Source organism: Massilia orientalis (assembly GCF_030411975.2).
Classification (GTDB): Bacteria; Pseudomonadota; Gammaproteobacteria; order Burkholderiales; family Burkholderiaceae_D; genus Telluria; species Telluria orientalis.
The window spans coordinates 104,348-118,197 of record NZ_JASNRB020000010.1; the positions used below are offsets into that span (position 1 = coordinate 104,348).

At 65.9% G+C, this 13,850-nt stretch carries 17 protein-coding genes; 1 reads left to right on the forward strand and 16 read right to left on the reverse strand.

Features of this window, described 5'->3' with window-relative positions; all coding sequences use genetic code 11:
- Window positions 1-74: 74 nt before the first annotated feature.
- From fliR to fliF, 13 genes are all read right to left on the reverse strand, one after another.
- The gene (gene fliR / locus QPK29_RS17625; protein WP_371770175.1) at window positions 75-896 is read right to left on the reverse strand and encodes a flagellar biosynthetic protein FliR; all 822 of its coding nucleotides are present in this window, start codon (window positions 894-896) and stop codon (window positions 75-77) included.
- 13 nt (window positions 897-909) lie between these two features.
- A complete protein-coding gene (fliQ, locus tag QPK29_RS17630; protein ID WP_056136270.1) occupies window positions 910-1,179 on the reverse strand; it encodes a flagellar biosynthesis protein FliQ in 270 nt (89 codons plus the stop codon).
- A 10-nt stretch (window positions 1,180-1,189) separates the two neighbouring features.
- The gene (gene fliP, locus QPK29_RS17635) at window positions 1,190-1,933 is read right to left on the reverse strand and encodes a flagellar type III secretion system pore protein FliP (RefSeq protein WP_056136272.1); all 744 of its coding nucleotides are present in this window, start codon (window positions 1,931-1,933) and stop codon (window positions 1,190-1,192) included.
- Entirely contained in the window at window positions 1,933-2,724 is a 792-nt protein-coding gene (fliO, locus tag QPK29_RS17640) for a flagellar biosynthetic protein FliO (protein WP_371770174.1), read from the reverse strand. The genes fliP and fliO overlap by 1 nt, the downstream gene beginning before the upstream one ends.
- Window positions 2,721-3,146, reverse strand: coding sequence for a flagellar motor switch protein FliN (gene fliN / locus QPK29_RS17645; protein WP_036233790.1), 426 nt, complete (start codon window positions 3,144-3,146; stop codon window positions 2,721-2,723). The genes fliO and fliN overlap by 4 nt, the downstream gene beginning before the upstream one ends.
- Before the next feature lie 18 nt (window positions 3,147-3,164).
- Window positions 3,165-4,148: a flagellar motor switch protein FliM gene (fliM, locus tag QPK29_RS17650; protein ID WP_056136276.1), complete on the reverse strand. Its 984-nt coding sequence runs from the start codon at window positions 4,146-4,148 to the stop codon at window positions 3,165-3,167.
- Between the two features lie 33 nt (window positions 4,149-4,181).
- Window positions 4,182-4,721: a flagellar basal body-associated protein FliL gene (fliL, locus tag QPK29_RS17655; protein WP_371770173.1), complete on the reverse strand. Its 540-nt coding sequence runs from the start codon at window positions 4,719-4,721 to the stop codon at window positions 4,182-4,184.
- A gap of 210 nt (window positions 4,722-4,931) precedes the next feature.
- On the reverse strand, window positions 4,932-6,218 hold the full coding sequence (locus tag QPK29_RS17660) for a flagellar hook-length control protein FliK (RefSeq protein ID WP_371770172.1): 1,287 nt from the start codon (window positions 6,216-6,218) through the stop codon (window positions 4,932-4,934).
- 30 nt (window positions 6,219-6,248) lie between these two features.
- Complete coding sequence (fliJ, locus tag QPK29_RS17665) at window positions 6,249-6,689, reverse strand: flagellar export protein FliJ (RefSeq protein ID WP_371767775.1); 441 nt, start codon at window positions 6,687-6,689, stop codon at window positions 6,249-6,251.
- A gap of 36 nt (window positions 6,690-6,725) precedes the next feature.
- A complete protein-coding gene (gene fliI / locus QPK29_RS17670; RefSeq protein ID WP_371770171.1) occupies window positions 6,726-8,114 on the reverse strand; it encodes a flagellar protein export ATPase FliI in 1,389 nt (462 codons plus the stop codon).
- The gene (locus QPK29_RS17675) at window positions 8,111-8,791 is read right to left on the reverse strand and encodes a flagellar assembly protein FliH (RefSeq protein WP_400189790.1); all 681 of its coding nucleotides are present in this window, start codon (window positions 8,789-8,791) and stop codon (window positions 8,111-8,113) included. Before QPK29_RS17675 ends, fliI begins: the two co-directional genes overlap by 4 nt.
- A 44-nt stretch (window positions 8,792-8,835) precedes the next feature.
- Complete coding sequence (fliG, locus tag QPK29_RS17680) at window positions 8,836-9,846, reverse strand: flagellar motor switch protein FliG (RefSeq protein ID WP_056136288.1); 1,011 nt, start codon at window positions 9,844-9,846, stop codon at window positions 8,836-8,838.
- A complete protein-coding gene (gene fliF / locus QPK29_RS17685; protein ID WP_371770169.1) occupies window positions 9,846-11,531 on the reverse strand; it encodes a flagellar basal-body MS-ring/collar protein FliF in 1,686 nt (561 codons plus the stop codon). Before fliF ends, fliG begins: the two co-directional genes overlap by 1 nt.
- Before the next feature lie 167 nt (window positions 11,532-11,698).
- Here fliF and fliE point away from each other — a divergent pair, with 167 nt between their 5' ends.
- Window positions 11,699-12,085: a flagellar hook-basal body complex protein FliE gene (gene fliE, locus QPK29_RS17690; RefSeq protein WP_371770168.1), complete on the forward strand. Its 387-nt coding sequence runs from the start codon at window positions 11,699-11,701 to the stop codon at window positions 12,083-12,085.
- A gap of 3 nt (window positions 12,086-12,088) precedes the next feature.
- Here the strand turns inward: fliE and QPK29_RS17695 are convergent, their stop codons facing one another.
- From QPK29_RS17695 to QPK29_RS17705, 3 genes are all read right to left on the reverse strand, one after another.
- A complete protein-coding gene (locus tag QPK29_RS17695) occupies window positions 12,089-12,394 on the reverse strand; it encodes a plastocyanin/azurin family copper-binding protein (RefSeq protein ID WP_371770167.1) in 306 nt (101 codons plus the stop codon).
- Window positions 12,391-12,906: a DUF4142 domain-containing protein gene (locus QPK29_RS17700; protein ID WP_371770166.1), complete on the reverse strand. Its 516-nt coding sequence runs from the start codon at window positions 12,904-12,906 to the stop codon at window positions 12,391-12,393. Before QPK29_RS17700 ends, QPK29_RS17695 begins: the two co-directional genes overlap by 4 nt.
- A 78-nt stretch (window positions 12,907-12,984) precedes the next feature.
- Window positions 12,985-13,677 carry an RNA polymerase sigma factor gene (locus tag QPK29_RS17705; RefSeq protein WP_371770165.1) on the reverse strand — a complete coding sequence of 231 codons (693 nt, stop codon included), beginning with the start codon at window positions 13,675-13,677 and terminating at the stop codon, window positions 12,985-12,987.
- Window positions 13,678-13,850 lie beyond the last annotated feature (173 nt).

A 13,850-nucleotide genomic window follows, 5' to 3' on the forward strand; every position in this document is an offset into this window, starting at 1 on the left:
CTGACCCGAATTGCGCGAAAAGTGTGCTCTGACCCCGAATTGTTCTGACCCCGAATTGTTCTGACTCCGAATTGTTATCGCGGGGCGGGTGGTGGCGGCGGCTGCCCCGGCCGTTGGCCGCCCACGCGCGGGATCTTGCGGCCCGCCTCGATCCCCTGGTTGAACAGGTTCTGCAGCGGCGTGCCGAGGTACGGCAGCGTGAGGCTGATGATGAGGAAGCCGGCGCCCAGCGTGATCGGGAAGCCGATACCGAACAGGTTCAGCTGCGGCGCCGCGCGCGTCAGGATGGCCAGCGCGATGTTGGTGATGAGCATGGCGGCGACGATCGGCATCGCGATCTGCAGGCCGGCCGAGAACACGCGGCTGCCCCAGCGCACCATTTCCAGCGGCGCGGACAGCGACATCGGCGTGGCCGAGATCGGCAGCGTGAAAAAGCTCTCCGCCAGCGCCTCGATCAGCACGAGGTGCGCATTCATGGCGAGGAACGCCATCGTCGCGACGAGGGCGAGGAACTGGCTGATGGCCGACGAGCGGCCGGCCGAGCTGGGATCGAAGAACGTGGCGAACGAAAAGCCCATCGTCGAGCTGGCGACCTCGCCCGCGAATTCGACGGCGGCGAACACGAGGCGCATCGCAAAACCCATCGCCACGCCGATGAGCAGTTCCTGCGCGACGATCAGGATGCCCGCCCACGACGTCGGATCGACGGCTGGAACGGGCGGGAGCGTGGGGCCGATGATCGCGGCCAGCAGCACGCCGAGCGTCGTCTTGATGAGGATGGGGACGGCCGTGTTGCCGAACACGGGCGCGACCGCGACGAGCCCGAGGATGCGCGTCAGCGGCCACAGGAGGCCGCCGATCCACGCATACAGCTCCGTCGTGGTGAACGATATCATCGCCCGCGCAACGTCAGCCGATCATCTGCGGGATGCCGCTGAACAGGGTGCGCATGTAGTCGGTCATGACCGTGATCATCCACGGCCCCGCGAGCACGAGCGCGATGAAGACGCCGATCAGCTTGGGGATGAAGGACAGGGTCTGTTCGTTGATCTGCGTGGCGGCCTGGAAGATGCTGACGACGAGGCCGATGACGAGCGCGACGAGCAGCAGCGGCGCCGACACCATCAGCGTGACTTCCATGGCCGTGCGGCCCATCGCGATGACGCTTTCCGGAGTCATATGGTCCTCCCTAGTAAAAACTCTGGGACAACGAGCCCAGCAGTAACTGCCAGCCGTCGACGAGCACGAACAGCATCAGCTTGAACGGCAGCGAGATCACGGCCGGCGACATCATCATCATACCCATCGACATCAGCACGGACGCGACGACCATGTCGATGATGAGGAACGGGATGAAAATGGCGAAGCCGATCTGGAACGCGGTCTTCAGCTCGCTCGTGATGAAGGCGGGGATCAAGACGCGCAGCGGCACGTCTTCCGGGCCCTGCAGCGCGGGCGTGCGCGAGATCTTGACGAACAGGGCGAGGTCGGACTGGCGCGTCTGCTTCAGCATGAAGCCCTTCAGCGGGGCCGCGGCCTTGTCCATCGCCTCGCCCATCTGGATGCGGTTTTCCTGCAGCGGCACGTACGCTTCGGTGTAGACGCGGTCGAACGTGGGCCCCATCACGAACAGCGTGAGGAACAGGGCGAGGCCCACCATTACCTGGTTCGGCGGCGCCGTCTGCGTGCCGAGCGCCTGGCGCAGCAGGGAGAGCACGATGATGATGCGCGTAAAGCTCGTCATCATCAGCAGCGCCGCGGGGATGAAGGTCAGTGCCGTCATCAAAAGCAGCGTCTGCACCGGCAGGGAATAGGCGGTGCCGCCGCCCGGCGCCGGGCTCGTCGTGAAAGCGGGGATGGCGGGCGCCGCCACCGCCGCCGCCAGCGGCAGGGCCACGAGCCCCGTCGCCAGCAGAAGTCGTTTATTGAGCATCACTTGCGTTTGTCGATCGTTTGTTTGAGCCAGTCGGCGAAGCTGTGCGCGGCCGGCCCATGAGGAGCAAGCGCGGCGTTCGTACCGCCGTTGTCGCCATTCTGCCCGTCCTGGCGCGGCATTGTCGCCAGCGCGTTGATGCGGCCGGGTGATGCACCGACCACGATCCATTCATTGCCCACTTCGACGACCATGATGCGCTCGCGGCCGCCGAGGTTCAGCGAGCCGACGACGCGCAGGTTCGCGTTGCCGCCACCGACCTTCGGGCCGTAGCGCTTGAGGAACCAGGCGAGGGCGCCCAGCACGGCCAGCACGAGGATCAGTGCGAACAGCGTCTGCAGCAGGCTGTTCGTCGATGAACCGGCGGGCATCGTGACCGGCGGAACGGTGGCGCCTGGCGCGGCAGGGCGCGGTGCGACGACGTCGGGGGTGGCGGTCACTGCCGGGGCGGTGGTGTCGGGCTGGACGGCAGGCGTCTGCGGCTGGACGGCAGGCGTCTGTGCAGGAACGGAAGCGGGCGCCGCGGCGGAGGGCGCGCCGGTGCCGGCCATGGCCCGCGGTTGTGCCTGCGCGCGGGCCGTGGGCGCAGTCGTTGGTGGCGTTTGCTGGGTCGTCTGTTGTGCCGATGCCGGCGCCGCCGCAGGTTCGGCCGCGACGGGCGCAGGCGCCTGCGCAGCTGCCGCCGGCGCGGCATCGGTCGACCGTCCCGCTGCCTGCCCAGGCCCCGGCGGCGCCGCGCAGGCGGCCAGCGGCAGGGCGAGGGCGAGGGTGGTCAGCAGGCGTGCCGTCATTTGTTGAGTTTGCGGATGCGCTCCGACGGGGTGATGATGTCGGTAAGGCGGATACCGAACTTGTCGTTCACGACCACCACCTCGCCCTGGGCGATCAGGCAGCCGTTGACGAGCACGTCCATCGGCTCACCCGCCAGGCCATCCAGTTCGACCACGGAACCCTGCGCGAGTTGCAGCAGGTTCTTGATGGCGATCTTGGTGCGGCCCAGTTCCACCGTCAGCTGGACGGGGATGTCGAGGATGAAGTCGATGTCGTTGGGCGTCTCCGGACGGGGACCCTTGTTCGAGAAATCCTTGAACACGGCGGCCGAGGCGGCCTGCTGCTGGTTGGCCAGCGCGGCAGCTTCCGCGGCGGCCTGTTCGGCGATCGCCGCGCCCCAATCGTCGTCGAGGCTGCTTTGGTCGTCTTGAGTGTCGGACATGTTTCTCTCCTGTGTTGCTTACTTGTTGAAGGTTTCGCTGTTTGCCAGCAATTTCTCGACCTTCAGTGCATATTGTCCGTTGAACACGCCGTAGCTGCAGTCCATGACGGGCACGCCGTCCACGGTGGCCTGGAGCGTTTCCGGAACGGAGATCGGGATCACGTCGCCGACCTTCATGTTCAGGATTTCGTCGAAATTGGCCTTGCCGTGGCCCAGCACGGCCACCAGTTCCACTTCCGCCACCTGGATCTGCTGCGTCAGCAGGCGGATCCAGCGCTTGTCGACTTCCAGCGCCTCGCCCTGGATGCTCGACGTCAGCGCGTCGCGGATCGGTTCGACCATCGAATAGGGCATGCAGAAGTGGATCTGGCCCGACACCGAACCGAGCTCGATGGTGAAAGTGCACGATACCACGACTTCATTCGGGGTGGCGATGTTCGCGAACTGCGTGTTCATCTCCGAGCGGATGTACTCGAATTCGATCGGGTACACCGGTTCCCACGACTTGGCATACGCCTCGAACACGATGTCGAGGATGCGCATGATGATGCGCTGCTCGGTCTGCGTGAAATCGCGGCCTTCCACGCGCGTGTGGAAGCGGCCGTCGCCGCCGAACAGGTTGTCCACGAGCAGGAACACGAGGCCCGGATCGAACACCATCAGCGCCGTGCCGCGCAGCGGCTTCATGTGGACGAGGTTCAGGTTGGTCGGCACGACGAGGTTACGGATGAACTCGCTGTACTTCGACACGCGCACGGACCCCACCGACACTTCGGCGGAGCGGCGCAAAAAGTTGAACAGGCCGACGCGCAGATACCTGGCGAAACGCTCGTTGATGATCTCGAGCGTCGGCATGCGGCCGCGGACGATCCGCTCCTGCGTTGCCAGGTTATAGGTGCGGACTCCCGAGGTGTCTTCAGGCGCCGCTACGTCGTCCTGATCGCCGTTGACCCCTTTTAGGAGGGCATCGACTTCTTCCTGTGAGAGAAAATTATCGGCCATGATGCTGCTGCTTTTACCGTAATGACTTCTGCTTTACTGGATGATAAAGGAAGTGAAGAGAACGTCCGACACTTCCTGTTCGTCACCGTGCGGCACGAACGGTTCGTTGACCGCCGCGAGGATCTCGCCGGCCAGTTGCTGCTTGCCTTCCACCGTGCTGATCTCGGATGCCTTCTTGCCCGACAACAGCAGCAGCACGCGGCTGCGCACCTTGGCCATGTTGGCCTTGATGAGCTCGACCTGCTCCGGTCCCTCGACCTGCAGGGTGAACGCGACCTGCAGATACTGGTCGCCGTGTTCCGGCTGCAGGTTGACCGTGAACGAGTCGATGTTCACGTACTCGGGCGGCGCTTCTTCCCTTTTGCTTTTCTTGCTGCTCGAGTGTTCCTTCCGGGCCGGCCCGGCCGCCGCTTCCGCGCTGCTGCCGTGCATGAAGTACCAGCCGGCACCTCCGCCCAGGCCGAGCACGACCACGGCCGCGCCGATCATGATGAACAGCTTGCCTTTGCCGCCGCTGGTTGCCGGTGCCGCATCCGCTTTCGGATCGGCTTTGATTTTTGGATTCGCTTTCAAGAGTCTTCGGTCCCACTGTTGGATCGTCCCGCCATTATGTCATTATCGGGAAAAAGTGAGCAGCGGCAACGGTCGAAAAGAGGGAGGAACCTGGGGTATCTCGTTGTTTCTTGACGGATTTGTTGTCGAGGCTGTATCCAAATGCACCGTGGGGCGACCGATGCGCTCGCACCGCCCGCCCCACCGCGTTGTCAATGGCGCCAGAACTATTTACGCAAAGGTATCGACCATCCCGCGATCGCCGATCCGTGCCGTGCGCGTGGCGGGCCGGACGGTCGCTTCGCCCGCCGTGCCGTTCTCGCCATTGCCGCCGTTGCCACGGCCATTGTTGCCACGGCCGAAACCGCTCGATGCCATCGCCTGGTCCTGCTGCGCCTGGCCGCCGTTCGACATGCCCGCGTTGACGGTCGCATTGCCCAGCGCAATGCCGCTCTCCTTCATCATTTCCTGCAGGCGGGGCAGGGCGTTTTCCAGCGCCTGGCGGACTTCCAGCTGGTTCGCCGAGAACGTCACGTCGGCCTGGCCGTTGGAGACGGACAGCACCACCTGCAGCGGACCCAGGTCCGGCGGGTTCAGGGTCAGCGACGCGGTCTGGTCCTCGACGCCGACCATGTAGATGACCTTCTGGCCGACCTGGTCGTTCCACGCATCCGTGCCGACGTGGGCCGACAGCTCTTCGCCGGCGGCCGCGGCGGCCTGGGCCGCTTCCAGCATGGCCGGCTGCAGCTGGGCGGCAGCGACGGTCGCCACCGGTGCCTGTTCCTTCTGGGCGAGCAGCGCGGCGTCGCGCGCCTGCTGCAGGCTGAATTCGGCCGCGTCCAGCTGCGGCTTGACCTCCGCCTTGACGTTGCCCAGCGTGGCGCGCAGGTCGGCCGTGGCCGCCGCCTTGTCCGCGCCGAGGTCGGCACCGGCGGCCGCGAGGGCCGGGTTCTTGATCGACGTGGCCGAGAAGATCTTCGCGCCGGCCGCATCGACGCCGGCTTCCTTGGCCACCGACTTCATCGCCGCCTGCAGTGCGGCCAGCTGGCCGGCGTCCGTGCGCTTGCCCTTGCCGGACAGTGCATCGAAGGCCTGGGCCGCGGTCGTCGTCTTGCCCGCGTCCGCGCCCGGCTTGTGCAGGCTGGCCATCAGCGCCAGCATGGCGCTGGCCGGGTCGCCCGCCTTGGCCGTGCTGTCGTCGTCGGCCTTGTCGTCATCGGCCTTGGCGGCGGCATCGTCCTTCGAATCGGCAGCGTCCGTCTTGCTGTCCGCCGGCTTGGCGGCCTGCTGCGGCGCGGCGTCGTCGGGTTGCTCGGGTTTCTCGGCTTCCGCCGGCTTGGCGGCATCCTGCTTCGCGGCCGGCGCAGGCGCGGGTGCCGGGGCCGGCGTGGACGCGAATGCGAGCATGGCGCTGAACTGGCTGCCGTCGCTGCCGCCATTGCCATTGCCCGTGCTGTGCGGGCGCTGGTTGATGCCGCCGGCGGTGTTGAGCTGCGGGGTAAAGGAAGTCGTGGTCATGTCGCTAGTCGCTCAGGTTAAAGGCGCCGGTCAGCGCCTGGCGCGGACTGTCCGGGCCGCGTGGTCGTCCATCATTTTCTGGTCGCGCTTGTTTTCGATCGCAAGAGCCTCGGCGGCCGCGCGCTCGTTCAGGGTCCGGTACGACAGGCGCTTGCGCTCACTTTCCTGCCACCCCTTCTTTTCCATGTCGGCCTTGACATGCGCATGCTTCAGCACTTCGCGCTGGCCGTCGATCGCCTGTTCCAGCTTGCCGAGGAAGGCGACGAAATTCTGGTACGCGAACGGCGTGATGCCTGCCATTTGCGCCGCGTCGAGCCGGTTCGCATAGTCGTCGCGGTAGCCGAGCAGCATCTGCAGCTTCTGTTCGCCCTCGTCGACGGCCTTCAGCGCCGCGCCCAGGCGCTTCGCGCAGGCGTCGGACTCGCGCTGGGCGAGGTCGATCAGGGTGTCGAGTGCGGATGCGTTGGCCATGGTAGATCAAGTATACCGATGAGCTTTACCGGCCAATCAGCCGAACAGCGAGGTCAATTCCCCCAAGCTCTGCAGCATGCCGACGTTGTCGTGGATTTCCTGGCACAGGAAGGCCTCGATGCGTTCGTGCAAGGCGATGGCCTTGTCCAGCACGGGGTCCGTGCCCGGCGCGTAGGCGCCCACGCTGATCAGGTCGCGCGAGCGCTCGTAGCGCGAATACAGTTGCTTCAGCGTGCGCGCGGCCTGCTGGTGCTCGCGCGACGTGATGCCGTGCATCGCGCGCGAGATCGATTGTTCGATGTCGATGGCGGGGTAGTGGCCCGCCTCGGCCAGTTTGCGGTTCAGCACGATGTGGCCGTCGAGAATACCGCGCGCCGCGTCGGCGATCGGGTCCTGCTGGTCGTCGCCTTCCGACAGCACGGTATAGAACGCCGTGATCGAGCCGCCGCCCGCCTGGCCGTTGCCCGCGCGCTCCACCAGCACGGGCAGTTTCGCGAACACCGACGGCGGATAGCCTTTCGTCGCCGGCGGTTCGCCGATGGCGAGGGCGATCTCGCGCTGCGCCATCGCGTAGCGCGTAAGCGAATCCATGATCAGGAGAACGTTGCGGCCCTCGTCGCGGAAGTGCTCGGCGATGGCGGTCGCGTAGGCGGCGCCCTGCAGGCGCATCAGCGGCGGCGAGTCGGCCGGCGCGGCCACGACGGCCGAGCGGGCCAGGCCTTCCTCGCCCAGGATTTGCTCGATGAATTCCTTCACCTCGCGGCCCCGTTCGCCGATCAGGCCGACGACGATCACGTCCGCCGTCGTGTAGCGCGCGATCATGCCCAGCAGCACGGATTTACCGACGCCGGTACCGGCGAACAGGCCGAGACGCTGGCCCCGGCCCACCGTCAGCATCGAATTGATGGCGCGTACGCCCACGTCCAGCGTTTCCGAGATCGGTACGCGGTCGAGCGGGTTGATGGGGCGCGCGTTGAGCGGGCCCATGTGTTCCGTGGAGACGGGCCCCTTGCCGTCCAGCGGGCGGCCGGCGCCGTCGACGACGCGGCCCAGCAGGCCCCAGCCGACGGGCAGGTGGCGGGCGCGGTCCATCGGACGGCGGCGCGGATGCGTCACGGTGCCGGGCCTGGGCATGCTCGCTTCGATCGGGAATACGCGCGAGCCGGGCACGACGCCTTCGACGTCCGATTGCGGCATCAGGAACAGGCGTTCGCCTTCGAAGCCGACGACTTCCGCTTCGATGCGGGCACCGGACGCGACCGGAATCATGCAGGCGGCGCCGACCGCGAGTTTCAGGCCCACGCATTCCATCACGAGGCCGGCCACGCGCGTGACGCGGCCCGACACCTGCATCGGCTCGACGAGATCGACCACGTTGGCGCAGTCGTTCAGGTAAGCCTTCCAGCGGCCCGTGTGCGTATTCATTCCAGCCAGTCCAGGTCCTTGCCGAGCGCATGCGTCAGGCGCTGCCAGCGCGCGCCGATCTGGGCGTCGATCTGGTTGCTGGCCGTGTCCACGCGGCAACCGCCACGCGCGATGCTGTCGTCCTCGACGATGCGCCAGCCGTTCTTGTCCAGCTCGTGGCCGATGCCGCTGCGCACAATCAGCGCGTCTTCCGGATGCAGCATCAGCAGGGCCGGTTGCTGCAGGTTCGGCAGGTAGTCGATGGCTTCGCGCACGATGGGGATGATCAGGTCCGGCTTGACGTCGAACGCCATGCGCACCATGCCGCGCGCGAGGTGCAGCGCGAGTTCCAGCACGTCGTTGGCGATGGCCTCGTCGGCCTGCGTGACGGCATCGCCGAACGTCGTGGCGAGCTGGCGCAGGTGTTCCAGTTCCTCGGCCGCTTCGGCACGGCCCAGCGCAAGGCCTTCCTCGTAGCCGGCGGCGTGGCCTTCGGCCTCGCCCGCTTCGAGACCTTCCGCATAGCCTTCGTCGCGCGCGGCGGCGCGGATCGCTTCGAGCTCTTGCGCGGTCGGCAGCTGGATCATGGGCTCCGACTGGGGCGGCGCCTCGTACGCGCGCGCGGCGGCCGCGGCAGCGGCGGCTTCCGCTTCGCGCTGGGCACGGACGCTGGGACGCTCGTCGCCGAACGACGTCATTTCCCAGCGTTGATATGCGGACTGAAACTCTTTTGAGATGGCCATCAGACGAACGAATCCTCACCTTTGCCGCCCAGCACGATCTGGCCTTCGTCGGCGAGGCGCCGGACGATTTGCAGGATCTGCTTCTGCTGGGTTTCCACTTCGGACAGGCGCACGGGACCTTTCGATTCCAGGTCTTCGCGCATCATTTCCGCCGCACGTTGCGACATGTTTTTGAAGATTTTATCGCGCAAGTCCTGCGACGCGCCTTTCAGCGCGATGATCAGCATTTCCGACTGCACTTCGCGCAACAGCAGCTGGATGCCGCGGTCGTCGATATCGATGATGTTGTCGAACACGAACATCTCGTCCATGATCTTCTGCGCCATGTCGTTGTCGTAGTTCTTGATGTTCTCCATGACCGAGCTTTCCTGCTCGCCGCTCATGAAGTTCAGGATCTCGGCCGCGGTACGCACGCCGCCCAGCGACGACTTCTTGATGTTTTCGTTACCCGACAGGAGCTTGGTCAGCACGTCGTTCAGCTCGCGCAGGGCGGCCGGCTGCACGCCGTCCAGCGTGGCGATGCGGAGCACGACGTCGTTGCGCAGGCGGTCCGTGAAGTGGGCCAGCACTTCGCAGGCCTGGTCGCGCTCGAGGTGCACGAGGATCGTCGCGATGATCTGCGGGTGCTCGTTGCGGATCAGTTCCGCGACGGACGGCGAGTCCATCCACTTCAGGCTCTCGATGCCGGAGGCGTCCTTGCCGCCCAGGATGCGGTTCAGCAGCACGGCGGCCTTGTCGTCGCCGAGGGCCTTGGTCAGCACCTGGCGGATGTATTCGTCGGAATCGAGGCCGACGGTCGACTGCAGGTCGACGCGCTCGCGGAATTCGCCCAGCACCGTCAGGACTTCCTCGTGCTGCACGGCCTTCATCTGCGCCATGGCGGCGCCCAGCTTGAGCACTTCGCGCGGGCCGAGGAATTTCATCACTTCGGCCGCTTCCGATTCGCCCAGGGCCAGCATCAGGATGGCTGCCTTGGTCGTGCTTTCCTTGTCCTTGTCCTTGTCGCTCATTACTCGGTCCCCAGCCATTCCTTGATCACGTTGGCCACGATGCGCGGATCGTTCTTGGCCATGTCTTTTGCCATTTCCAGGTTGCTCTTGTAGACCTGGACCTTCTGCTGTTCTTCCTCTTCACGCTGGATGCGGGCTTCTTCGTCCGGATCCGGCTCCGGTTCCGCTTCCGGCTCTTCCGGTTCCGGTTCGGGCGGGATCGCCACGGCTTCGTCGAACTTCTTGATCGCCGGCTTGAGCAGCGGCCGCACGAAGCGGAACCACAGGAAAGCCAGCACGAGGGCGATGAAGACGTAGCGTGCGATGTCCTTCGCCAGCGGCAGGTTGGCGGGATCCTTCCACCAGTCCGGCGCCTGCTCTTCCGGCTTGTCGACGCCGTCGAACGGGGCGTTCGTCACGTTCAGCGTGTCGCCGCGCGCCTGGCTGTAGCCCATCGCCTGCTTGACCAGTTCGTTGATCTGCGCGACTTCGGCGGCGCTGAGCGGCTTGACGACGACCTTGCCCGTCTTCGGATCGATGGTGCGGCGGTAGTTCACCACCACGCCGACCGTCAGGCGCTTGATGCCGCCCATCGGTTTCTGCTCGTAGCGGATGGTCTTGTCGACCTCGTAATTGGTCGTGGAATCCTTGCGGCTCGGTCCGGTGGACGCCTGGGCCTGGGCGGGCTGGGCGCCGCCGTCGAGCGGTGCGGTCGCCACGCCCGGCGGCTGGTTCGACAGCGCGCCCGGGATGCCGGACGGGTTCGTGCTGCCCGGACCGTTCTGCTCGGACGTCTGCTGGCTGCGGATCGCCTGCGGTTCCGGCGGCGAATTCGGCTTGTACATCTCGGCCGCGGTGTCGGTCTGGGCGAAGTCGACTTCGGCGGTCGCTTCGGCGCGCACGTTGTTCTGGCCGACGAGCGGGGCGATGATCGACTGGACCTGCTTGACGATGTTCTGCTGCAGCGCTTCGACGTATTTCAGCTGGTTCGGGTCGAGCTGCTTGCCGTTCTTGTTCGCGCTGTCCGACAGCAAGGTGCCGTTCTGGTCGACGACGGTCACGTTGGCCGGCGTCAGTTCCGGGATCGACGACGCCACCAGGTGCACGATGGCGCTGACTTGCGCCTGGTCGAGGGCGCGCCCCGGCTGCAGGTTCAGGAGGACCGATGCGGTCGGCTTCTGCTGGTCGCGCACGAACACGGACGGCTTCGGCAGCGCCAGGTGCACGCGGGCCGAGCTGACGGCGGACAGCGACTGGATCGAATTGGCCAGCTCACCCTCCAGCGAGCGCTGGTAGTTGACCTGCTCGACGAATTGCGACGTGCCCAGCTTCTGGTTCTCCAGCAGCTCGAAGCCGACGTTGCCGGCGCGCGGCAGGCCTTGCTGGGCCAGCTTCAGGCGCAGGTCGTGGATGCGGTCGGCCGGCACGAGGATCGCGCTGCCGCTGTCCGAGAATTTGTACTTGACCCCCATCTGGTCGAGCGAGGCGGTGATGGCGCCGCCGTCCTTGTCGGTGTAGTTGGAGAACAGCACCTTGTATTCCGGCGCCGACGTCCACAGCCACAATGCCGCGACGATGGCCACCACGCCGGCGATGGCGCCGCCGATGACGATGCGTTTACCGTTCGTCGTCTGCCAGAACTTCGGCTTCTCGTCGGCCGGGGTTGCGATGTCGCTGTCGAGGAGTTCTTCCGCTGTCGTTGCCATGTTGGGGGAGGGAATGGGTGTATGAACGCCATTATGGAGCCGTACGGCAACATTCAAACCCCGGAATAAGGCCCTGTTTACCGTGCTGCTCGAAGGCAATCGTTGCCCGGGCGCTGATATTCTGACAGCCTGAATCGATTTGTTTGACAGGCACTGGGAGAACGGACATGAACATCGGCGGCATCGACAGCAGCCGGATCGAAGCGATGATGGCGCAGCTGAAGTCGGCGGCACAAAAGCCGGCCGGCCCGGCGTCGCCGGCGGAGGCGCTGGGCGGGCTGGGCGGCATCGGCAAGCTGGGCGCTCCCGACGCGGCCGAATCATCGACCAGGGTCAGCTTCTCGGATGCGCTGAAGGCGTCGCTGCAGAACGTCAGCAATTCCCAGATACAAGCTGACGAGATGGGCAAGAAATTCGCGGCGGGTGACGATTCCGTCAGCCTGTCCGATACGATGATCGCGATGCAGAAAGCGAGCATCAACTTCCAGGCGACGGTGCAGGTGCGCAACAAGCTGGTGTCGGCTTATCACGACATCATGAACATGCAGGTGTGACGATCACTTGACCTCGACGCGTCCCTTCATCACCGGATGCAGCGTGCAGAGATAGTCGAACGACATCTTCGCCGGCACCGCCCAGCGCCAGGTCTTCCCGGGCTGCAGGTCGCCCGACTTGACGCCGGCCGCCGTCACGTTGTGGACGAACATGTCGCGGTTCTCCCACACGATCGTATCTCCCTTCCTGACCTGCACGACCTGCGGCGTGAACTTCATGCCGTCGATGACGACGTGGTGTTCCGCCGCGCCGGCCATGAGGGGCAGCGCACACGACGCGGCGAACAGCGTGGCAAATGCGGTCTTCACTTGAGTTCGGCCTGGATGTGCTTGGCATGCTCCAGGTGCGCCACGAACGCCGGGCGGACCTTGACGAGCAGGGCCTTCAGCTCGGCATTCGAGGCGTTCGGGATCAGCGTCTTGTCGAGTGCGCCGAGCACGGTCTCGTGGTACGTCACTTCGTTGTCGACATAGGCCTTGTCGAACGCCTTGCCGGACAGGGCGGCCAGCCGGGTGCGCGTCGCCGCGCCGTCCTTCGTCAGGCTCTTGCTGGTGTCGTTGTCCTCGGGCGTCACGTGCAGTTTCTGCACCAGCGCGACGGCCTGCTGGTTGACGCCGGCGTGATCGGCCACCATGCGCTGGGCGAAGGCGCGCACGTCCTTGTTCTGCGTTTTCGTCACGGCCTGCTTGCCGGCGTCGATGTCGACCGCATTGGCGGCGACGACGATGGCGGCGATCTGCGCATCGTTCGGGCCGGCCGCGTGGGCGGTGGCGCTCAGGGCGAGCAGGGCGGACAGCAGCAGCGGGGCGGATTTGTTCATGGCGGACTCCTGGAATGAATGGTTTAGGTGAAACAATCCATTCGATGCACGCTTTGGCGCGCGCGTTCCCGCTTCGTGTCAGGGGGACGGTTCCGCGTCCAGCCGGCGCCGGACCGCGTCGACGATCCGGTCGCAGCGCGCGCCGTCGAACCCGAACGCATCCTCGATCGCGAAATCGATCTCGCGCGCGAGCGCCTCGCGCAGCATGGCCCGCGCGCGGAAATAACGGGTGCGCACGGTCGCCGCGGGGATGTCCAGCGTGGCCGCTGTCTCTTCCACGGTCAGCTCTTCCACCGCGCGCAGCACGAACACCGTGCGGAAGGCGGCCGGGAGCTTGTCGATGCCTGTCTCGATCAGGCGCCGCGTCTGAGCGCGCAGCGCGGCCAGTTCGGGCTGCGCCGGCTCGTCCAGCCGGTCGCGGGGCAGGATCGCATCGGCCGAACCGAAATCCGCGCCCAGTTCGATAACGTCGGCGAGCCGCCCGGTCTTGCGCTGGCGCATCAGCGCGGCATTGACGACGATGCGGGTGAGCCAGGTGCCGAGCGCCGAGTCGCCGCGGAACGCGGGCAGGGCGCGATAGGCCTGCAGATAGGCATCCTGGAGCGCATCCTCGGCTTCCGCATCGTCGCGCAGGACGCTGCGCGCGACGCGGTAAAGGCGGCGGTTGAAGCGCCGCATCAGATCGGAGAACGCGTCGCGGTCGCCGGCGCGGATGCGGCGCAGCAGCGCGTCGTCGTCGAGGGAAGAGGGGTTCGGTGCGGCGGCCTGCATGGGATCTCCTGGTCGTATGCCTGACGATTGGATGCGGGACAGACGCCCCGCGTTCCCGCCTTCAGGATACTCGCAGGCCATTACACAAATTCGGGGTCAGAGCCCTTTTTCGATCAAGAGCCAACGGGTATTAATCCGTGGGGACCGACGTCTGTCGTCAGCGCCCGCGCCCT

Coding starts and splice junctions, on each gene's coding strand:
- fliR (WP_371770175.1), bottom strand. CDS start 896: ATGATATCGTTCACCACGACGGAGCTGTATGCGTGGATCGGCGGCCTC.
- fliQ (WP_056136270.1), bottom strand. CDS start 1,179: ATGACTCCGGAAAGCGTCATCGCGATGGGCCGCACGGCCATGGAAGTC.
- fliP (WP_056136272.1), bottom strand. CDS start 1,933: ATGCTCAATAAACGACTTCTGCTGGCGACGGGGCTCGTGGCCCTGCCG.
- fliO (WP_371770174.1), bottom strand. CDS start 2,724: ATGACGGCACGCCTGCTGACCACCCTCGCCCTCGCCCTGCCGCTGGCC.
- fliN (WP_036233790.1), bottom strand. CDS start 3,146: ATGTCCGACACTCAAGACGACCAAAGCAGCCTCGACGACGATTGGGGC.
- fliM (WP_056136276.1), bottom strand. CDS start 4,148: ATGGCCGATAATTTTCTCTCACAGGAAGAAGTCGATGCCCTCCTAAAA.
- QPK29_RS17660 (WP_371770172.1), bottom strand. CDS start 6,218: ATGACCACGACTTCCTTTACCCCGCAGCTCAACACCGCCGGCGGCATC.
- fliJ (WP_371767775.1), bottom strand. CDS start 6,689: ATGGCCAACGCATCCGCACTCGACACCCTGATCGACCTCGCCCAGCGC.
- fliI (WP_371770171.1), bottom strand. CDS start 8,114: ATGAATACGCACACGGGCCGCTGGAAGGCTTACCTGAACGACTGCGCC.
- QPK29_RS17675 (WP_400189790.1), bottom strand. CDS start 8,791: ATGACGTCGTTCGGCGACGAGCGTCCCAGCGTCCGTGCCCAGCGCGAA.
- fliG (WP_056136288.1), bottom strand. CDS start 9,846: ATGAGCGACAAGGACAAGGACAAGGAAAGCACGACCAAGGCAGCCATC.
- fliF (WP_371770169.1), bottom strand. CDS start 11,531: ATGGCAACGACAGCGGAAGAACTCCTCGACAGCGACATCGCAACCCCG.
- fliE (WP_371770168.1), top strand. CDS start 11,699: ATGAACATCGGCGGCATCGACAGCAGCCGGATCGAAGCGATGATGGCG.
- QPK29_RS17700 (WP_371770166.1), bottom strand. CDS start 12,906: ATGAACAAATCCGCCCCGCTGCTGCTGTCCGCCCTGCTCGCCCTGAGC.
- QPK29_RS17705 (WP_371770165.1), bottom strand. CDS start 13,677: ATGCAGGCCGCCGCACCGAACCCCTCTTCCCTCGACGACGACGCGCTG.